The following is a 20,736-nucleotide window of genomic DNA, read 5'->3' as shown; positions in this document are numbered from 1 at the left end:
TGCGAGACGCGGGCAAACCCGCCAAGGTCGCCATCGTCGCCACCGGCCGACGCCTCGTCGTCCTCGCCAACGCCCTCCTCAAGGACGACAAAACCTTCGCTGAAAGCAACCTCATGGCTTGACCCGCAATACAGTCGCCGTTTGATCCCTCCGGGATGGCGGATTTGGGCTTCGCTCAAGCGCCGCGCGGGCTTGCTGATACGGTCCCCGCTTTGATCAAGCGGAAACCGGATCAGCCAACCGCTTCGATGCGGTAGCGCAGCCAGACCGTACCGTCGTCGAACGGCTCGCAGGCGGTGCGGGTGAGGCGGCGGCGCGAACCCATGGACTCGCCCTCCCCGCCCTCGAAGTCGAACAGGGCCGGCGTGCCGAGCACGCCGTCGACGGCGGGCGCGAGCAGCAAGCTCAGCTCGTCCACGAGCCCGGCCTTCAGCAGCGAGCCGTTGATGCGCCCGCCGCCCTCGACCAGCAGCCGCTCGATGCCGAACAGGCGCTTGAGCTTGGCCAGCGCCAGGGCGAAATCGACCTCGTGCTCGCCGGCCAGGATGAAGGACTGGCCTCCGGCCTTCAGGCGTCGCAGGCGGTCGTCCGAGGCCTGTCCCGTCGTCAGCACGATGACGTGATCGCCCTCGATATCGTTGCGCGCGCCCCAATCCATCGCGCCGCGGGCATCGAGCGCCACCGCGTAGCCGGACGCATCGGTGCGGGCGACGTGATCCTCGCGCGACACCGGCTCCTCAGGCGGATCGGCGGCCAGCGGCTTCGCGCTGTCGGCGTAGCCCTGCATGGTGATGCGCCCGCACATCCAGGCGTCGCCCTTAAGCTGCTTGTGGACGTCCTCGTAGTGCGAATCCGCGTCGATGGTGGTCCAGCGCCGGACCTTGATGCGCCCATCGACCGAGGTGGTCATGTGGCACAGGACGTGAGGGCGCTCCGATATGTCGGCCATGGCGTCAGGGTTCCTGCTCTCGAGGGTGGAGGCGGAACTAGACCGGTTGCCTCACTGCGCCAGTGTGCGCCGCCGCCGCGGCGCCGCGCCGCCGGCTTGGCCGAAGGCGCCCGCGCCGGATAGGCTGCTGCCGACGGATCGGGAGGCGAGGATGGCGACCTACACCGCGGATGTCCGCTGGGCGCTGGCTGCGGGCGAAGACTTTTCCGCCGGGCGCTACAGCCGCGGCCACACCATACGCTTCGATGGCGGGGTGGAGCTGGCCGGTTCGGCGTCGCCGCACGTCGTCGGCAAGTGGGCGGTAGCGGCGGCGGTCGATCCCGAGGAGATGTTGGTGGCGGCGCTCTCGACCTGCCACATGCTGAGCTTCCTCCATGTCGCCCGGCTCGCCGGCTTCGTCGCGCGGTCCTACCGCGACCATGCCGAGGGCACGATGGCGGAGATCGCCCCCGGCCGGCAGGCGGTGACGCGGGTGGTGCTGCATCCGCGCCTCGACTGGGCCGGCACGGCGCCCGATGCGGAGCGGCTCGCCGCGCTCCACCATGAGGCGCACGAGACCTGCTTCATCGCCAACTCGGTGCGGACCGAGGTGACGATCGCCTGAAGGCGCGCGCTTGGCGAAACGGCCGCCGCCGGTGCATGTCCTTGGGATGACCTGCCCTTCGAGGACATCCGCGAGGATATTCTGATGACAGACCTGACGCTCGCCGCCGCCCAGACCCTCGTGGCGACCGCCCTGAAGACCGCGCGGGAACGGGGCCTGAAGCCGCTGGCGGTGGTCGTCTACGACGCCCGCGGCGCCCTCAAGTGCCTGGCGGCCGAGGACGGCACCTCGCTGCGCCGGGCGGAGATCGCCCGCGGTAAGGCCAACGGTGCGCTGGCGCTCGGGCTCGGCTCGCGGGCGATCGCCAAGCGGGCCGAGGAGCAGCCGCATTTCGTCGCCGCGGTGAGCCACCTCGTCGGCCCCGACGCCCTGGTGCCGGTGCCCGGCGGCGTGCTGATCCACGATGCCGACGGCCGCCTGCTCGGCGCGGTGGGCGTCTCCGGCGACACCTCCGACAACGATGAGATCTGCGCGCTGGCCGGCATCGAGGCGGCAGGCTTGAAGGGCGAGACAGGGGCCTGAGGGCCTGACGGCTGTGTTCGAAGGCCCGCGCACCGCCCCTCCCCTCTCCCCGCAGGGCGGGGAGAGGCACGCAGGCACCTTGTCGTGCCTGCGGGAAGCGCAGGCGAAGCCGAAGCGGCGGTGAGGGGGTGTTTCCGGATGCGACTCCTCCGTGGCCGCCCCCTCACCTTCGGCTGCCGCCTCGTCGCGCCGACGACAAGGTCGTCGCGACCCTCTCCCCGCTTGCGGGGCGAGGGGATGCGTCGGGAGCCGGTTTGCCTGTCCGTAAGCCGCTTGGCGCCGTGCCATCGCCGAAGCGTCGGGTGAGCAGCCTATGAGCCTCCTCCGGCGCACCATTCTGCAAACCGGCGCAGCTTTGGCTGCCGGGCTCGCCCTCCACGCCCCGGCGCGGGCGGCGCCGCGCGTCTACCGCCGCGGCAACGACGCCGACCCGGAAACGCTCGATCCGCACAAGACCTCGACGGTGGCCGAGGCGCATATCCTGCGCGACCTGTTCGAGGGGCTGCTGACCTACGACAACCGCGGCACCATCATCCCCGGCATGGCCGCGCGCTGGACCGTCTCCGACGACCACCTCACCTACCGTTTCACCCTGCGATCCGACGGGCGCTGGTCGAACGGCGATGCGGTGACGGCGGACGATTTCCTGTTCTCGCTGCGCCGGATCCTCGATCCGAAGACGGCGGCGAAATACGCCGAGGTGCTGTTCCCGATCCGCGGGGCGGCGGCCGTCAACGCGGGCGAGCAGCCTCCGGAGACGCTGGGGGTGACGGCCCCCGATCCCCAAACGCTGGAGATCGCGCTCGCCGAGCCGGTGCCCTACCTCCTCGAACTCTTGACGCACCAGACCTCGCTGCCGGTCCACCGCCCCTCGCTGGAGCGCTGGGGCGATGCCTTCGCGCGGCCCGGCAATCTCGTCTCGAACGGCCCCTACGCCCTGGTCGATTGGGTGCCGAACGACCGCATCGCGCTCAACCGAAACCCGCATTACCGCGACGCCGCCGCGATCCCGATCGAGCGGATCGACATCATCCCGACCCCGGATCTCGCCGCGGCGGTGCGGCGCTACGCGGCCGGCGAGATCGATTCCCTCTCCGACCTGCCCGCCGACCAGATCGCCTCGTTGAAGGAGCGCTTCGGCGCGCAGGTGCAGCTCGGGCCGGGGCTCGGGCTTCTCGCCATCGCCTTCAACCTGCGTAAAAAACCCTTCGACGATGCGCGGGTGCGCCGCGCCCTCTCGCTCGCCATCGACCGGGAATTCCTGGCCGAGATCGTCTGGGGGCAGACTATGGCCCCGGCCTATTCGTTCTGTCCGGCGGGCCTCGACAACGCCCTGCCGCCCCCGCTCCTACCGGGGCGCGAGGACGGGCCGATCGACCGCGAGGAGGAGGCGCTGCGGCTGCTGGGGCAAGCCGGCTACGGGCCGGGCCATCCGCTGACGGTCGAGTACCGCTTCAACGTCACCGACAACAACCGCAACACGGCGATCGCGCTGGCGGACGCGTGGCGCGGCATCGGCGTCGTGACCCGCTTCGTCTCCACCGACGCCAAGACCCACTTCGCCTATCTGCGCGACGGCGGCACCTTCGACCTCGCCCGGATGTCCTGGGTCGCCGACTATTCCGACCCGCAGAACTTTCTGTTCTTGCTCCGCACCGGCAATGACGGGTTCAATGCCGGGCGCTGGTCGAACGCAGCCTTCGACGGTCTGCTGACGCGGGCGGCGCAGGAGCGCGACGTCGAGGCCCGCGCGCGGATGCTGTTCGAGGCCGAAACTCTCGTGCTCGACGAACTGCCCTGGGTGCCGCTGCTGCATTACCGCTCGAAGGCGCTGATTTCGCCACGGCTGCACGGGGTGCACCCGAACATCCGCAACGTCGCCCCCACCCGCTATCTCCGGCTCGATCCATGATCCCGCTGATATGATCCCGCTGATCCTGCGCCGGATCGCCCAGAGCCTGCCGACCCTGTTCCTCGTGGTGGCGGGCAGCTTCTTCCTGATCCGGCTGGCGCCGGGCGGGCCGTTCGATCTGGAGCGCCCGCTGCCGCCGGCGGCGATGGAGAATCTGCGCCGGGTCTACGGCCTCGACCAACCGCTGATCGTGCAGTTCGGGCGCTATCTCACGAGCCTCCTGCGGGGCGATCTCGGCCCCTCCTTCACCTTCCGCGATCTCACCGTCACCGACCTGTTCGCGCGGGGGCTTCCGGTCTCGGTGACGCTCGGCGGGCTCGCGCTCGTCCTCGCGCTGGCTCTCGGCTTGGCGCTGGGGAGCCTCGCCGCGCTCGATCGCGGCGGGGCCGCCGATCGGCTGGTGGGATTGGCCGCCTCCCTCGGTCTCGCGGTGCCGAACTTCGTCACCGCCCCCCTGCTCCAGATCGTGTTCGGTCTCGGGCTGGCATGGCTCCCGGTCGGCGGCTGGGCCGACGGCGCGCCGCAAAACCTCGTGCTACCGGTGCTCACCCTGGCCTTGCCCCACGCGGCCGGCATCGCCCGGCTCACCCGCGCCTCGCTCGGCGAGGTGCTGATCCAGCCGCATATCCGCACGCAGCGCGCCATGGGGCTGTCGCGCGTGCGCATCGCCCGGCACGCTTTGCGCGGGGCGCTGCTCCCCGTGGTCGCCACCCTCGGGCCGCTGGCGGCGGGGCTGATGACCGGCTCGGTGGTGGTCGAGACCATCTTCGGCCTGCCCGGCATCGGCCGCTACTTCGTGGAGGGGGCGCTCAACCGCGACTACACCCTGGTGATGGGCACGGTGATCCTGGTCGCGGTGCTGGTGATCGTCTTCAACCTGATCGCCGACCTCATCGCCGCCGCCCTCGACCCGCGCGTGAGGCTGTCGGCATGAGCCCGGCGCTCGTTCGCCGCCTTGTCCGCGACCGCCCGGCGCTTGCCGCACTGGCGAGCCTCGCCCTGATCGCCCTGGCCTGTTTCGTCGGCCCGCCTCTCACCGGCCACCCGCCCGAGCGGATCTATCCGGATTTCGTCCGGGTCGCCCCGAGCCTTGCCGCCCACCCGCGGCCCGACGCGGTGCGCCCTGCCCTGACGCGCCTTGCCTTTCGGATGCGGGTGACGCTGGAGGATGTGGTGCAGGACGGCGACCGGGTGCGGCTGACCCTGACGGCGCCAAAACCCATCGACGCGCGCTCCTTGCGCTTGCTGCCCCGCTCCGGCCTGTTCGGTGAGGTACAGGTGCGGGAGCGGTCCGCGGACGGGCGCCGGCTCGTGGTCGAGGCGCCGATCCGAGAGCTGTATTTCTTCCTCGGCACCGATGCGCTCGGGCGCGACCTCCTCACCCGCTGCCTCGCGGCGGGGCAGGTCTCCCTGCTGATCGGGCTGACCGCGGCGCTCGCCGCCCTGCTGATCGGCGTCGCCTACGGCGCGGTCTCCGGCATGGCCGGAGGCACGGTCGATGCACTGATGATGCGCCTCCTCGACATCCTCTACGCCCTGCCCTTCGTGTTCTTCGTCATCATGCTGCTGGTGTTCTTCCGCGCGGGCCTGTGGCTGGTGCTGGTGGCGGTGGCCGCGGTCGAGTGGCTCGACATGGCCCGCATCGTCCGCACCCAGACGCTTTCCCTCAAGGACCGCGACTTCGTCCGCGCCGCCTCGGCCCTCGGGGCGGGCACGGGCACGATCCTTCTCCGCCACATCGTACCGAACACGCTGGGGCCGATCATCGCGGCGGCGACCCTGCTGGTCCCGCGGGTGATCCTCTTGGAGAGCTTCCTGTCGTTCCTCGGCCTCGGCGTGCAGGAGCCCGACACCTCCTGGGGCGTGCTGATCGCGGAAGGTGCCCGCGCGCTCGAATCCGCGCCCTGGATGCTCGCCGCGCCCGCTTGCTTCCTCGTGGTCACCCTGGTTGCCCTGAACCGGCTCGGCGACGGCCTCGGCGAGGCGCTCGACCCGCGGCTGTCCGCCGAGACCCGCTGACCCCGCTTCAGCGGGACTCGGCCGGCAGATAGCCCTGGTAGACGATGCGCACCGTGCGCCGCTCGCCGGGCATCTCCGAGACCGGAATGGCCTTCGATCCGCGCAAGGCCGGGGCGGGCTCGATCGGACCGGGCTCCGATGCAGCCGGAGCAAGCACCGTCTTGGGGCGTAGCGCCCAGCGCTCGGCGCCGCCGGCGCTCGCCAGTGTGGAAACTGCGAGCACGGCCCCCATGGAGGCCAGCCCGGCGGCCACCGGCGGGAGCAGGGTTCTAGAGCATCGTCCCGAAAGGTGGTCTCCGGCTTTCGGAAAAAGACGATGTGAAATCAGAAGGCTAGAGCATCGGCCTGGATCCGATATCCAGGCCGATGCTCTAGCGGTGAGATGTGCGAAAAAATTCATGGCGGGTGGCCCGGCGAATGGGGCTATTCCGCAACCTGAAGCGTTTCCGAACGCCGATATGCCCTGCCCTCGGTCTTCCGCCGGGTGGGACTTGCGAACACATTTGCCGAGTCAGGGTAAACGGAGGGTCCATGACGAGCGTAGCGGAAGGTCAGGCCGGGGCCGCAGCCCCCGAGCGCGTCGCCACCGGCACCGTCGTCGACACCGACATCGCCGCCCGCCTCGACCGCCTGCCCTTCGGCCGCTTCCACACCCTCGTTATCGTTGCCCTCGGCATCACCTGGGTGCTCGACGGGCTCGAAGTGACCCTGGCCGGTGCCCTCGTCGGCGCGCTGCGCAAGGCACCGATGTCCTTCACCGAGTTCGACGTGGGACTGGCCGCGAGCTCCTACCTCGTCGGCGCGGTCGTCGGCGCCATCGGCTTCGGCTGGCTCACCGACCGGATCGGGCGAAAGAAGCTGTTCTTCATCACCCTGGCGCTCTACCTCGCCGCCACCGCCGCCACGGGCCTGTCGTGGAATATTGCAAGCTTCTGCCTGTTCCGCTTTCTCACGGGAGCCGGCATTGGCGGCGAGTACACCGCGATCAACTCGACCATCCAGGAGTTGATCCCGGCGCGCGTGCGCGGCTGGACGGATCTCGTCATCAACGGCTCGTTCTGGATCGGGGCGGCGCTCGGCTCGTTCCTGTCGATCGCGCTCCTGCGCCCGGAATGGATCGACCCGGCCTATGGCTGGCGTATCGCCTTCTTCGTCGGCGGCGGCATCGGCCTCGTCATCCTGCTCCTGCGCACCTGGATCCCGGAGAGCCCGCGCTGGCTCGTCACCCACGGCTACGCCGCGGAGGCCGACCGGGTGGTGACGGGCATCGAGAAGCGCTTCACGGATGACGGCATCACCCTGCCCCCGCCCGATGCGTCGCGCCGCCTCAAGCTCAAGGTCCGCAGCCACACCCCGCTCGCGGAGGTTGCCAACGCCCTGTTCGTCACCAACCGGCGCCAGACCATGGTCGGCCTTGCGCTGATGATCGCCCAGGCGTTCTTCTACAACGCGCTGTTCTTCACCTACGCGCTGGTGCTGGAGCGCTTCTACAACGTGCCCGGCGGCGATGTCGGCTGGTACCTGCTGCCCTTCGCGCTCGGCTCGTTCCTCGGCCCGCTGCTGCTCGGCCGCCTGTTCGACACCGTGGGCCGGCGCCGGATGATCGCTTTCACCTACGGCATCTCGGCGGTGCTGCTTGTGGTGGTCGGCCTCGTCTTCCGCGCCGACATGCTCGGCCCCTGGGGCCAAACGGCGGCCTGGATGGGCGTGTTCTTCTTCGCCTCCGCCGCGGCGAGTTCCGCCTACCTCACGGTGGCCGAGACATTCCCGCTGGAGATCCGCGCGCTGGCGATCGCCGCCTTCTACGCCATCGGCACCGGCATCGGCGGCGTCTCGGGGCCACTGCTGTTCGGCGCACTGGTGGAGACGGGCTCGCGCGACCTCGTGCTGGTCGGCTACTTCATCGGTGCGGCCCTGATGGCAGTGGCGTCCATCGTCGGCTGGATCTGGGGCACGGCGGCCGAGGGCAAGTCGCTGGAGGACGTGTCGAAGCCGCTGGCTTCGGCGTGAGGTTCCTCAGAAGCGCTGTTCGCTCACCGCGCATTCCCTCACCCCGCTTGCGGGACGAGGGAGGAGGCCGGCGGTTTACGAACCGATCGACATCAACCGTCCGAGAGGCTCACGTCGATGCAGAGCGCGGTGCCGAGCCCTTCCGCCGCAGCCAGATCGCCGACCCCACCGCCAGGGCGTCGAGCGGAAGGGTCACGGCGCCCTGGCGCTTGCCCCATAATTCCAGTCCGCCGAAGCCGACGCGGCGGATCTCCAGCCATGCACCGAACGGGAACACCGTCTGGTTGCCCTCGCCGGGGCCGAAGCACTCCTCGAAGGCCAGCGGATCGACCATGATCGCGTCGTACTTGGCGAGGTGGCTGGCGATCGCGACCTTCGAGCGGAACGGGCCGCGGTCGCGGCGGAACGAGGCGAAGCAAGGCTCGAACTCGGTGAGCGTCACCCACAGTTTGCCGCCGATGCGCAGGTAGGGCGGGTTCGGGCCCTCGGCGCCGAAATTCTCCGGGCCCCAGCCCGCTTCACTCATCAGGGATTCGGCCAGCGTCACCGGCTCGCTGGGCACGGCGGCGAGCGGCTGCTCGTCCGGGACCCCTGCGGGTTCGGGGGACAGGCCGAACTCGGTCGCACCGCTCTGGACCAAGCCGCCAAGGTTCGAGCCACTCGGGTGAGAGCCGCTCTCGGTCACGCCACCGTGGATCATGCCACGTCCTCGCGCCTGCCGCCGCTCCGTGGGAGCGGCCGGCTGGCATTATTCCGCATTTGGCGCGGGTGGGCGAGAAGTTTCTTTCACAATCGGCCTTGCAGGCGTTACGCAGAAGCCCAATCGGGGAGCGAAACGATTACGCCTCGTCGTCGTCCTCGTCGATGCGGCTCATGCCCTTGAGCTTGGCGAAGACCGCATCGGCATTGAGATCTTCTTCCTCTTCCTCCCGCTCCGCGGCGGCCGGGGCGGTCGAGACCTCGGTCGGCAGGAGCTTGGCGCCGCCATCGGTCGGCAGCACGGCGGGGCGGTCCTTGGCGGCGCGCTGCACCTCGAAGTCGAGGTCGATCTGCGAGCACAGGCCGAGCGTGACCGGGTCCATCGGCTGGAGCGAGGCCGAGTTCCAGTGGGTCCGCTCGCGGATCTGCTGGATCGTCGCCTTGGTGGTGCCGACGAGCCGGATGACCTGCGCGTCCTTCAGTTCGGGATGGTTGCGGATCAGCCAGAGGATCGCGTTCGGCCGGTCCTGGCGGCGCGACAGGGGCGTGTAGCGCGGGCCCTTGGTGGTGCGCTTGACCTCGGGCAGCTTGACCTTCGAGACCGCGACCTTGAGCCGGTAGTTGGGCGCCTTCTGCGCCTTCTCGATCTCGTCGCGGGTAAGCTGGCCGGTGGTGATCGGGTCGAGGCCCTTGATGCCGGCGGCGACTTCGCCGTCGGCGATGCCCTTCACTTCGAGCGGGTGCAGCTTGCAGAAATCGGCGATCTGCTCGAAGGCGAGCGAGGTGTTCTCGACGAGCCACACGGCGGTCGCCTTGGGCATCAGCGGACCTTGGGACATCGGACAAAGCTCCAGGCGGTCAGGGTTCGCGACAGGAAAACGGGCGGGATGCCGGAATGGCTTCCCCGCGGCCTCCGGCCCGATCAGGCCCGAAGGATCCCATGTCGCGATGAATGAGGGGATCGCCTCTTATACAGGCGGGACCGGCCGTTGTGCAATTGCGTTAAGAGCCGTCGCGCGACACCGCGTGAGGACGCGGACCTGCGATAGACGCCGCGCGGCGTGGGCTTTTCAGGACTGCGTTCCTGGCACAGGCGCGAGCCGGGCGATCACCCGGCCTGCGGATCGACCCCTCGGAGCCCTTCCAAGGCCGGGCGCAGCTTTACGACCTCGGCGGCGACATGATCCATGAAGGCGCGCACCCGCGCCGCGTGGCGCAGGTCGGGATGGGTCAGGAGCCAGAGCGAACCGGCCAGCTCCGGCTCCGGCCCGGAGAGGCGGCGCAGGGATCCGAGTCGGTCGCCGCGGTAGCAGGGCAGCGGCCCGATGCCAACGCCCTCAAGTATCGCCTCGCACAGACCCTGCACCGTGTTGAGGCGCAACGCGATCCGCTCCGGCCCGGCGCGGGCGGCGACGAAGCGCGCGAACAGGCCGCCGGCCACCGCCTCGCTCGGGCTGACCCAGTCGACATCGCCTCCGTCCACATCCCCCTGTGCCGGCCCTGGCGCCGGCCCGTAGACCGCCCAGGCGATGGTGGCGAGCCGGCGCCCGACGAGGCTCGGCGGCGGGTCGCGGGTGGCGCGCAACGCCACGTCCGCATCGCGGCGGGACAGGTTCAGCGCCTCTTCCGAGGTGACGAGCTCGATCTGCACCTTCGGATAGCGCGTCCGGAAGCGGCCGAGCATCGGCATCAGGAGATCGGTGACGAGCGTCGCCGCGGCGGTGACGCGCAGAAGCCCCGAGGGCGTCTGCGACCGGTCGGCGACCTCCCGGTCGAAGCGGGCGACCTCCTCCTCCATCCGCGCGGCCGCCGCCGCCATCGCCTCGCCCGCGGGCGTCGGCACGTAACCGGTGCGGTGGCGCTCGAACAGGCGCGCACCGAGTTGAGCCTCCACCGCGGCGAGCCGGCGGAAGGCGGTGGAGGGGTTGATGCCGAGATGCGCCGCGGCCGGGGCCAGCGCGCCCCGGTCGGCGATGGCCTGCACGAGGCGGAATTCGTCCCAGGCCACCGGCACGGCACCCTCCCCCGTTCATCGCTTGCAGATCTGCAAGGACGATCTTGCACATCAGCGCATTTCTGCAAACGGCGCGAACCTTCATAGCAGTGGCGCATTCGACGCTCGGGCCGATTTTGAGCGCATCGCCCCCGTCCGAGGACGGACACATGCTTCGGGACGATGCGCCGGGCCCGGAAAACAGGAGAGACGACGATGGCGAAGGTTCTGGTGCTCTACTACTCGTCCTGGGGCCATGTGGAGCAGATGGCCAAGGCCGTGGCCGAGGGTGCCCGCGAGGCCGGGGCCGAGGTCGCGCTGAAGCGCGTGCCGGAACTGGTGCCGGACGAGGTGGCCAAGCAGTTCCACTACAAGCTCGATCAGGACGCGCCGATCGCCACCGTCGAGGAACTGGCCGATTACGACGCGATCATCTTCGGCACGCCGACCCGCTACGGCAACATGGCCTCGCAGATGAAGCAGTTCATCGACCAGACCGGCGGCCTGTGGGCCAAGGGCGCGCTGGTCGGCAAGGTCGGCTCGGCCTTCACCTCGACCGCCTCGCAGCATGGCGGCCAGGAGACCACGCTGACGAGCTTCCACACGGTGCTGTTCCACCACGGCATGGTGGTGGTGGGCCTGCCCTACAGCTTCGCCGGCCAGAACGGCGTCGAGCAGGTGAAGGGCAACTCCCCCTACGGCGCCACCACGATCGCCGACGGCGACGGCTCGCGCCAGCCCTCCGAGGTCGAACTCGACGGCGCCCGCTTCCAGGGCCGCCACGTGGCGGGCATCGCGGCCAAGCTCGCGGGCTGAGATAGACGTTTCCGTGCCTCACTGCTCTCACGCGTGAGGCACGGTTTCCCCTCTCCCCGCGTGCGGGGAGAGGGAATGAACGGGACCGGTCGAGAGCCCTACTGAGCCGCCGCGACGTTCTTCTGCCCGATGGCCGCGAGCACGATTCCCTCGGTGAGGATCTGCGGCAGCACCTGCGCTTCGCTCGTCCCGCGATAGACGAGGTAGAGCGGCACCCCGCTGCGGCCGTGGCGCTCCAGCAGGCGGGTGATCTCGGGGTTCTGGTTGGTCCAGTCGCCTTTCAGGTACGCCACCTGCCCCGCCCGGAACGCCGCCTGCACGCCGTGGCGCGCGATCACCGTGCGCTCGTTGACTTGGCAGGTGATGCACCACGCTGCCGTCATGTCCACGAACACCGTGCGGCCCTCGCTCCTCAGCGTGTCGAGGCGACCTTGCGTGAACGCCTCCTCGCCCTGAGCCAGCGCGGTGCGTGCGGTGGCGCGGTCGCCGTCGAGGACGATGACGAGGCCGAAAGCCGCCGCCAGCGCCGCGAGCGCCGCCGCCCGCCCGAAGCCGGTGCCGAGCCGGCCCGCCCCGCGCGCCCGCTCCCATGCCCAGGCGGCGAGCGCCACCAGCACGAGGCCGGTCAGCCCCGCGAGCAGCCCGTTGGGCCCGACCTGCTGCGCGAGCACCCAGACAAGCCACGCCACTGTGGCATAGACGGGAAAGGCGAGCGCACCCTTCAGCACGTCCATCCAGGCGCCGGGCCGCGGCAGCAGGCGCAGCGCCTGCGGAACCAGCGTCAGGCCGAGGAACGGCAGGGCGAGCCCGAGGCCGAGGCTGGCGAACACGGTGAGGGCGGCAAGCGGCGACTGCGTCAGCGCGAAGCCCACCGCCGCGCCCATGAACGGCGCGGTGCAGGGCGTCGCGACGAGGGTCGCCAGCACGCCGGTGAAGAACGAGCCCCGGTAGCCCGCCCGCCGGGTCAGGCCATCGCCGAGCCCGACGATCCCGCCGCCGAGATGCACCGCCCCCGACAGGCTCAGGCCCATGGCGAACAGCCCGTAGGCGAGGAGCGCCACCACCACCGGCGATTGGAGCTGGAAACCCCAGCCGATTCCGGCGCCGCCCGCCTTCAGCGCGATCAGAAGCCCGGCCAGGCCGAGGAAGCTCGCGAGCACTCCGGCCGTGTAGGCAAGCCCATGCAGCCGCACGCGGGTGGTGGATTCGCCCGCCTGCCGCACGAGGCTCAGCACCTTGATCGAGAGAACGGGAAAGACGCAGGGCATCAGGTTGAGGAGGAGGCCGCCGAGAAGCGCAAGCCCCGCGGCGCTCCACAGCGTCAGGCTCTCATCTTCCGGCGCGGGCGGCGCTTCGGGCGCAATGGGGAGGGCGATGGCCGCCGTCGGGGTCGGCGTGGGTTCCGGGCCGAGCGCGTAGGCCCGGCGCACGCCATCCTCGGTGAGGGCGAGCACGCCGGCGAGCGCCTCGGGCGGCTGCTTCGCATCGCCCGGCGTCAGGGTGAGGCGCAGGCCGCTCGCATCGACGGCGAGATCCTGCGCCGCCGCGTTGTCGAGCGCGCCCTCGGAATAGGGGAAGAAGGCGGCCCCGGTTACGCCCGCGAGGCCCGGCCGGTCGAGATGCAGCACGAGCCGGTCACCCTCGCGGCTGGTGCGGACGGGACCGGGCGCGGATTCGGCAAAGACTTCGGGAAGGGCGGCGCGGGCACGGGCGAACAGGGCCGCATGTCCCGAAGCTGGCTCCGCGGCGGCTGCCACCGGCAGGTCGAGGTTCAGCTCCGCCGATCCCGGAATGCAGATCTCCTCGCAGACGAGATAGGAGAGCGTGCCGGAGAGCCGCACCGTCTCGCCGGCTCGGGCACTCTCGGGCACGGCAAGCGGCACCAGCAGGGTGACGGCGCCCTCGTAGCCGAAATTCATCAGGGTCTGGACGGGGATGCGCTCCGGCACCGGCCACTGCACCGGGCCGACCGAGAATCCGGCGGGCAGTCGCCACGCCATCTCCGGCGGCAGGCCGGAATCACCGGGGTTGCGCCAGTAAACGTGCCAGCCCGGCTTCATCGCCATGTGCAGGCCGAGCGTCACGGTGCGGCCGGGCACCAGCGCCTCGCTCTCGGCAACGAGGCGCGCGCGCACGAGATCCTTGGCCTTCACCGCCGTCATCGCCCCCTGCGCCCCGGCAAGGCCCGGTGCGGCAAGTGTGAGGAGGAGGGTGAGCAGGAGACGGAGCATCGATCTGTTTCCGAGCGGTCCGGTGCCCCTCCCCCGTAAGACGTCCCGATCCCGGGCAAGGTCCGGGATCGCGAGGGGAAGAGGCGACGGTCGGGCCGGAGCGAGCCGGCTGTCACGAGCCAAGCGGTATAGCAGACCTTCCCCGAGCCGTGAGCCGCACGGCCCCGCGGCCTCGAACCGCGCCGCGCGCTACCCCGCCGTTCGCTCCTTCTTCAGCCGATAGAGCGCGTCGAGCGCTTCGCGCGGGGTCAGCGCGTCGGGGTCGAGGCCGTCGATCAGCCGGCCGAGTCGGTCGTCCGGCTCGGACTTGACCGGCTCCGGGGGCGGAGGCGGCGCGGCGGCGAGGCTGGCAAAGAGCGGCAGGTCGTCGATCTTGCGGCGGGCGGGGCGCTCGCGCTCGGAGGTTTCGAGCCCCTTGAGGATCGCGCCGGCCCGCGCCACCACGCCCGGCGGCAGTCCAGCGAGGCGGGCGACCTGGAGGCCGTAGGAGCGCTCGGCCACCCCCGGCACCACCTCGTGCAGGAACACCACGTCGCCGCGGTCCTCGGCCACCTTCAGGGTGGCGTTGTCGAGGCGCGGCAGGCGCTGGCTCAGCGCCGTCAGCTCGTGGAAGTGGGTCGCGAACAGCGCCCGGCAGCCGTTCTTCTCGTGCAGGTGCTCCAGGCAGGCCCAGGCGATGGACAGGCCGTCGAAGGTCGCGGTGCCGCGGCCGATCTCGTCGAGCACCACCAGGGAGCGCCGCGTCGCCTGATTGAGGATCGCGGCGGTCTCGACCATCTCGACCATGAAGGTCGAGTGGCCCCGCGCGAGGTCGTCGGCCGCGCCGACGCGGGAGAAGAGGCGATCGACCACGCCGAGCCGGGCCGAGGCCGCCGGCACGAAGGCGCCCATCTGCGCGAGCACGGCGATCAGCGCGTTCTGGCGTAGGAAGGTCGACTTGCCGCCCATGTTCGGGCCGGTGACGAGGCGGATGCGCCCCGCCTCGTCGCCGGACAGATCGCAGGCGTTGGCGATGAAGGCTTCGCCGGCCTTCGTCAGCGCCGCCTCCACCACGGGGTGGCGCCCGCCCTCGATCGCGAAGGCGAGGCTGTCGTCGATGACCGGCCGGGTCCAGGCGAGTTCGACCGCGAGTTCGGCGTGGCTCGCCGCCACGTCGAGATCGGACAGCGCTTCGGCGATGTCGGCGATCGCCTCCGCCCCTTCGCTCACCCGCGCGCTCAAGGCGTCGAACACCGCGGATTCGAGCGCCAGCACCCGGTCGGAGGCGCCCGCGATCTTCGATTCCAGCTCGCCGAGTTCGACGCTTGTGAAGCGCATCGCATCGACCATGGTCTGGCGATGCACGAAATCCTGCATCAGGCCCTTGAGGCAGGCCTCGCCCACCGCCTGTGGCACCTCGATGTAGTAGCCGAGCACGTTGTTGTGCTTGATCCGGAGCGTCCGGCAGCCGCTGGCCTCGGCATAGCGCGCCTGGAGCGCGGCGATGACTTTTCGCGAATCCTGGCCGAGGAGCCGCGCTTCGTCGATCTCGGCGTGGTAGCCCGCGCGCACGAAATTGCCGTCGCGGCGGTTGAGCGGCAGGTCGTCGGCGAGCGCCAGAGCCAATTCCTCGGCCAGCGCCCGGTCGGCCTTGTCGAGGCGGCGGGCGAGGCGGACGAGCCCGTCCGGCAGATTTTCTTCCGCGCTAAGCCACTCGCTGATCGTCGCGGCGGCGTTGAGCCCGTCGCGCAGGGCGGCGAGGTCGCGCGGCCCGGCCCGGTTCAGGCCGATGCGGGACAGTGCGCGGGCGATGTCGGGGGCGGCGTGCAGCGCATCGCGCAGGTGCGCCCGCAGCGCGCCGTCATCGGCCAGGAACGCGACAGCGTCGTGCCTCCGTCCGATCTTCGTCAGGTCCGTCAGGGGCCCGGCCAAATGCTCGGCGAGCAGCCGGGCGCCGCCGGCCGAGACCGTGCGGTCGATGGCGTCGAGCAGGCTGCCCTTGCGCTCGCCCGAGAGGGTGCGGGTGAGTTCGAGGTTGGCGCGGGTGGCCGCGTCGATGGCGAGCGTCGCCCCCGTCGCCTCGCGGCTCGGCGCCGAGAGCGGCACGCGGGTGCCGATCTGCGTACGTTCGAGATAGAGCAGCGCCGCCCCGGCCGCTGCGATCTCCGCCCGGCTGAAATTCCCGAACCCGTCGAGGGTCTTGACGCCGAACTGCTCGCGGATGCGCCGCTCGGCCGAGGCCGGCTCCAGCTCGCCCTGGGCGAGCGGCACCACCGCCGCCTTGGTCTCACGCCACAGCTTGGCCAGTGCGGGGTCGGCGTGGATCACCTCCGAGAGCACGATCTCCCGCGGCTCGTGCCGGGCGATGGCGGCGGCGAGTTCCGAACCCTCCACCTCGCTCAAGGCGAAGCGGCCGGTGGAGATGTCCAGCGCAGCGAGGCCGTAGGCGACGCTCGTGTCGGAGATCTTGCGGCGGCCGATGGCGAGCAGCAGGTTGGCCCGCGTCGGATCGAGCAGGCGGTCCTCGGTGAGCGTGCCCGGCGTGACGAGGCGGATCACCTCGCGCCTCACCACCGATTTCGGGCCTCGCTTCTTCGCCTCGGCCGCATCCTCGGTCTGCTGACAGACGGCGACGCGGTGGCCCAGCGCGATCAGCCGGTGCAGGTAGTCGTCGGCCCGCTCCAGCGGCACGCCGCACATCGGGATGTCGGCGCCGCCGTGCTTACCGCGCTTGGTCAGGACGATGCCGAGCGCGCGGGAGGCGATCTCCGCATCCTCGAAGAATAGCTCGTAGAAGTCGCCCATCCGGTAGAACAGCAGGCAGTCCGGATTGGCGGCCTTGATCTCGATGTACTGCGCCATCATCGGCGTGGCGCCGGGGATGTCGAGGGGCGAGGAGGTCACCGTATCCGCCGCCTGGGCACGCCGTTCGAGGGGTTGAGAACGCTGGGGTCTGAACATGGAGACGAGGCTAGCAGCCCCGCCCCGGCCGGGCACCGCCGGCCACCCGTGAAGATCGTGGACAAGTGGGCGCTCTCCCCAGCCGTCGCAAGCGACGGTGGTGCCGGGGCCGGCGGGCGAACGAAAAAGGCCCGCCCGGCGTCGCGCCGGACGGGCCCTTTCCGATATATCGCTGCGAGGCCGAAACGCTCAGTAGCGCGGCCCGCCCGTGGTGTTGCCGAGCTGCTGCTGGTAGCCGGGCCGCTCCGGGTTGCGGGCGTTCGGGTTGCCGTGGTGGTGGGTGTTCATCCGGCGGCGGTGGCGCTCGGCCTTGGTCGAGTGGTGGTGGCCGAGGACGCTCCGGTGGGAGCGGTGCCAGTGCCGGTCCCGAACGGTCTCGACCGTCTGGCCGGCGATCAGGCCGGGGGCCGGCATGGCCGGGGCGGCGGAGGCCGACACCACTCCCAGACCGAGGCTGCCAAGCAGCGCGCCGGCTGCGAGTGTCAGGGCAATGCGCATCGTCGTCTCTCCGTCGCATGCAAGGGCCGCACGCTGAGCCCACAAGTCGCAGTTCGCCGGCCCGTTCCAAAAAAATCCCACAGTGTGTTAACAAATTTACGTGGGCGTCATTCGGAGCACGCTACATCGCCGACGGTTGCGCCCCGGCCCGAACCGCGGCACCTCGCCGAGCATGTCGTCCCCCGCGTCATCCGCTGCTCCCCCTCTCCCGATCGAGGCCGCCCTCCCCGGCTTGCGCGCGGCCCTCCGCGAGCGCGCCTCCGCCGTGCTCGTCGCCCCGCCCGGCGCCGGCAAGACCACGCGGGTGCCGCTGGCGCTCCTCGACGCGCCCTGGCTCGGCGCACAAAAGATCATTCTGCTGGAGCCCCGCCGGCTCGCGGCCCGCGGGGCAGCCGAGCGCATGGCCGCCACCCTCGGCGAGCGGGTCGGCGACACGGTCGGCCTGCGCGTGCGGCTCGGCTCGAAGATCTCGGCCCGCACCCGGATCGAGGTCGTCACCGAGGGTGTGTTCACCCGGATGATCCTCGACGACCCGGAACTGACCGGCATCGGCGCGGTGCTGTTCGACGAGTTCCACGAACGCTCCCTCGACGCCGACCTCGGGCTGGCCTTCGCCCTCGACGCGCAGGGCGCGCTGCGGGAGGATCTGCGCATCCTCGTGATGTCGGCGACCCTCGACGGCGCCCGCGTGGCGGGGCTTCTCGGCGATGCGCCCGTGGTGGAATCGGAAGGGCGCGCCTACCCGGTCGAGACCCGCCATCTCGACCGCGACCCGAACCAGCGCATCGAGGACGCGATGGCCGCCGCGATCCTGCGGGCGCTTCGGGCCGATCCGGGGTCTGTGCTCGCCTTCCTGCCGGGGCAGGCGGAGATCCGCCGCACCGCCGAGCGGCTGGAAGGGCGCCTGCCCGACGACGCCAGTCTCGCGCCCCTCTACGGCGCCCTCACCCAGGGCGAGCAGGACCGGGCGGTGGCCCCTGCGCCTCCGGGGCGGCGCAAGGTGGTGCTGGCGACCTCCATCGCCGAGACCTCGCTGACGATCCAGGGCGTGCGCATCGTCGTCGATTCCGGACTCGCCCGCGTGCCGCTCTACGAGCCCGGCAACGGCATGACCCGGCTCGTCACCGCGCGGGCCTCGCGCGCCTCGGTCGATCAGCGCCGGGGTCGCGCCGGCCGCACCGAGCCGGGCGTCTGCTGGCGGCTCTGGCCGGAGGCGGCGACCGCCGCCCTCGAACCCTTCGCCCGGCCCGAAATTCTTTCCGCCGATCTGGCCGGGCTCACCCTCGACTGCGCCGCCTGGGGTGTCACCGACCCGACCGCCCTGCCCTTTCTCGATCCGCCGCCCGCGCCGGCGCTGGCCGAGGCGCGGGCGATGCTGGCCGATCTCGGCGCGCTGGATTCCGACGGGCGGCTCACGGCCACCGGCCACACCCTGCGCAGCCTGCCGCTGCCGCCCCGGCTCGCCCGGATGGTCGCCCGCGCCGCCGAAGCCGGCCAAGCCCGCATGGCGGCCGATCTCGCCGCCGTTCTGGTCGAGCGCGGGCTCGGTGGCGACGCGGTGGACTTGGCCGAGCGCCTCGACCGCTTCCGCCGCGACCGCGGGGGCCGGGCCGCCGACATGCGCCGCCTCGCGGAGGGCTGGGCGCGCCAAGCGTCCAAGGCGGCGACCAAGGCGGCGGATGCCGGCGAGCCCGATCCCCTGATGGCCGAGCCCGGTGCCCTGCTGGCGCTGGCCTATCCCGACCGGGTGGCACGGGCACGGGGCCGCGAGGGCGCCTTCTTGATGGCGAACGGCCGCGCCGGCCTCGTCGACCCGGTGAGCCCGCTCGCCCGTGAGACCTTCATCGTCGTCGCGGACCTCACGGGTGCGGCGGCCTCCGCGCGGATCCTGTCCGCCGTCGCCATCGCTCCCCAAGCCATCGACGCGCTGTTCGCCGACCGCATCGGCACGGTGCGCAGCGTCAGCTTCGATAAGGAGGCGCGGGCCCTGCGCGCCCGCGAGGGCCGTCGCCTCGGCGCCGTGACGCTCGACGAGCGCACCCTCCCCGTCCCCGCCGATGGGGAGGCGGCGCGGGTGCTGGCCCGCGGCATCGCCGGGCTCGGCCTCGACCGCCTGCCCTGGACGCCCGCCCTGGCGCAGTGGCGCACCCGCGTCCGTTTCCTCCACGGAGCGCAGGGAGGGGCAGACGGGGGCGAATGGCCCGACCTGTCCGACGAGGCCCTGGCGGCCGGTGTCGAGGAATGGCTGGCCCCGGCCATCGTCGGGCGGACCTCGCTCGCGGCGATCACCGCCGACGATCTCGGCCAGGCGCTGCAAGGCCTGCTGCCGTGGACGCTGCGCGCCCGCCTTGAGACGGAGGCGCCGAGCCATGTCGAGGTGCCGACGGGCTCGCGCATCCCGGTCGATTACGAGTCGGGCCCCGAGCCGGTGCTCGCGGTGCGGGTGCAGGAGCTGTTCGGCCTCGACCGGCATCCGGCGCTGGGCGGAGGACGCGTGCCGCTGGTGCTCCATCTGCTCTCGCCGGCCCACCGGCCGCTCCAGATCACCCGCGATCTGCCGGGCTTCTGGCGCGGCTCTTGGGGCGCGGTCCGCTCCGAGATGCGCGGCCGCTATCCGCGCCACCCCTGGCCGGAGGACCCGCTCAGCGAGGCCCCGACCCGGCGGGTGAAGCCGAAGGGGACGTAAAGGTGGACGTCAGGGCGGACGTGACGGGCGCTCGCGGCATCAGCCAGATCAGCAGCCGGTGGGTCGGCCAACAGATCAGGAGCGGGATGGCGACGAGGAGGCCCGCGAACCACGCCCAGGCCGGCATCCAGGTCTGGGCGGCATGGTCACTCATGCCCCAGACATAGTTGATATTGACCGGCGTCAGCCCCGGATCGGGCCGCGGCGGCGGCATCAGGAAGAAGCAGACGAACAGGAGGATGACGGCCAGCGCCGACCACGCCGCCCAGGCGCGCCGGTCGTAGCCGAGCCGCCAGACGAGGAACACGAGCAGAAACGGCAGCCATCCGTGGAACAGCGACAGGCCCCGCAGGAGCGGCGAGGTGTCCGCGTTGAACATGTAGGCGGTCATGCCGGTGAGCGGAAAACCCGCGGCCTGTGCCAGAAAATCGACGGCCCAGAGCAACTGCGGCGCGAGGATGCCGACCGCGCAGACCGAGACGAGGAGCGCGCTCTCCGCCCAGATGCCGACGAGGGTCAGGATCAGGGCGACGTCGCAGAAGTACAGGAAGTTCGTCGGCCCGTAATTGGCGAGATAGACCGGGAGCAGCACTGCCATGAAGGCCGAATAGGCGAGCTTGAGGCTCAAGGGGATGCGCGAACGCGCACCGCCGCGGTGCCCTTGCCCGATCATGCTGGTGTCCGCCGCCGCGCTGCCGACCGGCCCCCCGGAAAGACCCATTGTCGCCCCCTGTCGTTTCCAGCTTGACCGTGGACGAGATTCGCTTCCGTGAGCGTGAGGGAACGCACGCGACCGGTCGCGTCCGGCGTTATCGCCGGATCGAGTGGGATGCGGTGCCGTTCTGAAGAGCCTTGAG

At 71.1% G+C, this 20,736-nt stretch carries 17 protein-coding genes and 1 pseudogene; 9 read left to right on the top strand and 9 right to left on the bottom strand.

Features of this window, described 5'->3' with window-relative positions; translation table 11 throughout:
- A pseudogene (locus MKK50_RS11440) lies at positions 1 to 116 on the top strand (IS110 family transposase); the annotation flags it as partial.
- Between the two features lie 116 nt (positions 117 to 232).
- On the opposite strand, the gene MKK50_RS11435 reads toward MKK50_RS11440, so the two are convergent.
- Positions 233 to 949 carry a dihydrofolate reductase family protein gene (locus MKK50_RS11435; protein ID WP_499022337.1) on the bottom strand — a complete coding sequence of 239 codons (717 nt, stop codon included), beginning with the start codon at positions 947 to 949 and terminating at the stop codon, positions 233 to 235.
- A 151-nt stretch (positions 950 to 1,100) separates the two neighbouring features.
- Between MKK50_RS11435 and MKK50_RS11430 the strand changes: the two genes are divergently transcribed.
- The 5 genes from MKK50_RS11430 (at position 1,101) to MKK50_RS11410 (ending at position 6,006) form a co-directional block, all read left to right on the top strand.
- Positions 1,101 to 1,553, top strand: a complete 453-nt coding sequence (locus tag MKK50_RS11430) for an OsmC family protein (RefSeq protein ID WP_499022335.1) — start codon at positions 1,101 to 1,103, stop codon at positions 1,551 to 1,553.
- 84 nt (positions 1,554 to 1,637) lie between these two features.
- Positions 1,638 to 2,075 carry a GlcG/HbpS family heme-binding protein gene (locus tag MKK50_RS11425; RefSeq protein WP_499022333.1) on the top strand — a complete coding sequence of 146 codons (438 nt, stop codon included), beginning with the start codon at positions 1,638 to 1,640 and terminating at the stop codon, positions 2,073 to 2,075.
- Positions 2,076 to 2,388: 313 nt separating this feature from the next.
- Complete coding sequence (locus MKK50_RS11420; protein WP_499022331.1) at positions 2,389 to 3,987, top strand: peptide ABC transporter substrate-binding protein; 1,599 nt, start codon at positions 2,389 to 2,391, stop codon at positions 3,985 to 3,987.
- A gap of 10 nt (positions 3,988 to 3,997) precedes the next feature.
- Positions 3,998 to 4,921: an ABC transporter permease gene (locus MKK50_RS11415; RefSeq protein ID WP_499022328.1), complete on the top strand. Its 924-nt coding sequence runs from the start codon at positions 3,998 to 4,000 to the stop codon at positions 4,919 to 4,921.
- Entirely contained in the window at positions 4,918 to 6,006 is a 1,089-nt protein-coding gene (locus MKK50_RS11410) for an ABC transporter permease (protein WP_499022326.1), read from the top strand. Before MKK50_RS11415 ends, MKK50_RS11410 begins: the two co-directional genes overlap by 4 nt.
- A gap of 7 nt (positions 6,007 to 6,013) precedes the next feature.
- Here the strand turns inward: MKK50_RS11410 and MKK50_RS11405 are convergent, their stop codons facing one another.
- Positions 6,014 to 6,238: a hypothetical protein gene (locus MKK50_RS11405; protein WP_253369518.1), complete on the bottom strand. Its 225-nt coding sequence runs from the start codon at positions 6,236 to 6,238 to the stop codon at positions 6,014 to 6,016.
- A gap of 299 nt (positions 6,239 to 6,537) precedes the next feature.
- On the opposite strand from MKK50_RS11405, the gene MKK50_RS11400 reads away from it, so the two are divergent.
- Positions 6,538 to 8,016: an MFS transporter gene (locus tag MKK50_RS11400; protein ID WP_499022324.1), complete on the top strand. Its 1,479-nt coding sequence runs from the start codon at positions 6,538 to 6,540 to the stop codon at positions 8,014 to 8,016.
- 109 nt (positions 8,017 to 8,125) lie between these two features.
- Here the strand turns inward: MKK50_RS11400 and MKK50_RS11395 are convergent, their stop codons facing one another.
- The 3 genes from MKK50_RS11395 to MKK50_RS11385 form a co-directional block, all read right to left on the bottom strand.
- Positions 8,126 to 8,716 (bottom strand): hypothetical protein, encoded by a 591-nt coding sequence (locus tag MKK50_RS11395; RefSeq protein ID WP_499022322.1) that lies wholly within the window; start codon positions 8,714 to 8,716, stop codon positions 8,126 to 8,128.
- Positions 8,717 to 8,855: 139 nt separating this feature from the next.
- Entirely contained in the window at positions 8,856 to 9,554 is a 699-nt protein-coding gene (locus MKK50_RS11390) for a DUF1013 domain-containing protein (protein WP_060771500.1), read from the bottom strand.
- A 269-nt stretch (positions 9,555 to 9,823) separates the two neighbouring features.
- Positions 9,824 to 10,729, bottom strand: coding sequence for a LysR family transcriptional regulator (locus MKK50_RS11385; RefSeq protein WP_499022320.1), 906 nt, complete (start codon positions 10,727 to 10,729; stop codon positions 9,824 to 9,826).
- Positions 10,730 to 10,924: 195 nt separating this feature from the next.
- Between MKK50_RS11385 and wrbA the strand changes: the two genes are divergently transcribed.
- Positions 10,925 to 11,524: an NAD(P)H:quinone oxidoreductase gene (wrbA, locus tag MKK50_RS11380; RefSeq protein ID WP_499022318.1), complete on the top strand. Its 600-nt coding sequence runs from the start codon at positions 10,925 to 10,927 to the stop codon at positions 11,522 to 11,524.
- A 98-nt stretch (positions 11,525 to 11,622) separates the two neighbouring features.
- Here wrbA and MKK50_RS11375 read toward each other — a convergent pair whose 3' ends face one another.
- From MKK50_RS11375 to MKK50_RS11365, 3 genes are all read right to left on the bottom strand, one after another.
- The gene (locus MKK50_RS11375) at positions 11,623 to 13,755 is read right to left on the bottom strand and encodes a protein-disulfide reductase DsbD family protein (RefSeq protein WP_499022316.1); all 2,133 of its coding nucleotides are present in this window, start codon (positions 13,753 to 13,755) and stop codon (positions 11,623 to 11,625) included.
- 189 nt (positions 13,756 to 13,944) lie between these two features.
- A complete protein-coding gene (gene mutS, locus MKK50_RS11370) occupies positions 13,945 to 16,695 on the bottom strand; it encodes a DNA mismatch repair protein MutS (RefSeq protein ID WP_499022314.1) in 2,751 nt (916 codons plus the stop codon).
- 189 nt (positions 16,696 to 16,884) lie between these two features.
- Positions 16,885 to 17,193, bottom strand: coding sequence for a hypothetical protein (locus tag MKK50_RS11365; protein ID WP_253369505.1), 309 nt, complete (start codon positions 17,191 to 17,193; stop codon positions 16,885 to 16,887).
- A 172-nt stretch (positions 17,194 to 17,365) separates the two neighbouring features.
- Between MKK50_RS11365 and hrpB the strand changes: the two genes are divergently transcribed.
- Positions 17,366 to 19,879: an ATP-dependent helicase HrpB gene (gene hrpB, locus MKK50_RS11360; RefSeq protein ID WP_499022312.1), complete on the top strand. Its 2,514-nt coding sequence runs from the start codon at positions 17,366 to 17,368 to the stop codon at positions 19,877 to 19,879.
- Here the strand turns inward: hrpB and MKK50_RS11355 are convergent.
- Complete coding sequence (locus MKK50_RS11355) at positions 19,836 to 20,552, bottom strand: hypothetical protein (protein WP_499022310.1); 717 nt, start codon at positions 20,550 to 20,552, stop codon at positions 19,836 to 19,838. The two genes, hrpB and MKK50_RS11355, sit on opposite strands and share 44 nt — an antisense overlap.
- Positions 20,553 to 20,736 lie beyond the last annotated feature (184 nt).

This window comes from Methylobacterium sp. J-043 (genome assembly GCF_022829505.1).
Classification (GTDB): Bacteria; Pseudomonadota; Alphaproteobacteria; order Rhizobiales; family Beijerinckiaceae; genus Methylobacterium; species Methylobacterium extorquens_A.
This window is presented reverse-complemented; position numbering and strand designations above follow the sequence as displayed.

Coding starts and splice junctions, on each gene's coding strand:
- hrpB (WP_499022312.1), top strand. CDS start 17,366: ATGTCGTCCCCCGCGTCATCCGCTGCTCCCCCTCTCCCGATCGAGGCC.
- mutS (WP_499022314.1), bottom strand. CDS start 16,695: ATGTTCAGACCCCAGCGTTCTCAACCCCTCGAACGGCGTGCCCAGGCG.
- MKK50_RS11405 (WP_253369518.1), bottom strand. CDS start 6,238: ATGGGGGCCGTGCTCGCAGTTTCCACACTGGCGAGCGCCGGCGGCGCC.
- MKK50_RS11355 (WP_499022310.1), bottom strand. CDS start 20,552: ATGATCGGGCAAGGGCACCGCGGCGGTGCGCGTTCGCGCATCCCCTTG.
- MKK50_RS11400 (WP_499022324.1), top strand. CDS start 6,538: ATGACGAGCGTAGCGGAAGGTCAGGCCGGGGCCGCAGCCCCCGAGCGC.
- MKK50_RS11435 (WP_499022337.1), bottom strand. CDS start 949: ATGGCCGACATATCGGAGCGCCCTCACGTCCTGTGCCACATGACCACC.
- MKK50_RS11395 (WP_499022322.1), bottom strand. CDS start 8,716: ATGATCCACGGTGGCGTGACCGAGAGCGGCTCTCACCCGAGTGGCTCG.
- MKK50_RS11420 (WP_499022331.1), top strand. CDS start 2,389: ATGAGCCTCCTCCGGCGCACCATTCTGCAAACCGGCGCAGCTTTGGCT.
- MKK50_RS11425 (WP_499022333.1), top strand. CDS start 1,638: ATGACAGACCTGACGCTCGCCGCCGCCCAGACCCTCGTGGCGACCGCC.
- MKK50_RS11430 (WP_499022335.1), top strand. CDS start 1,101: ATGGCGACCTACACCGCGGATGTCCGCTGGGCGCTGGCTGCGGGCGAA.
- MKK50_RS11390 (WP_060771500.1), bottom strand. CDS start 9,554: ATGTCCCAAGGTCCGCTGATGCCCAAGGCGACCGCCGTGTGGCTCGTC.
- MKK50_RS11365 (WP_253369505.1), bottom strand. CDS start 17,193: ATGCGCATTGCCCTGACACTCGCAGCCGGCGCGCTGCTTGGCAGCCTC.
- MKK50_RS11410 (WP_499022326.1), top strand. CDS start 4,918: ATGAGCCCGGCGCTCGTTCGCCGCCTTGTCCGCGACCGCCCGGCGCTT.
- MKK50_RS11415 (WP_499022328.1), top strand. CDS start 3,998: ATGATCCCGCTGATCCTGCGCCGGATCGCCCAGAGCCTGCCGACCCTG.
- wrbA (WP_499022318.1), top strand. CDS start 10,925: ATGGCGAAGGTTCTGGTGCTCTACTACTCGTCCTGGGGCCATGTGGAG.
- MKK50_RS11375 (WP_499022316.1), bottom strand. CDS start 13,755: ATGCTCCGTCTCCTGCTCACCCTCCTCCTCACACTTGCCGCACCGGGC.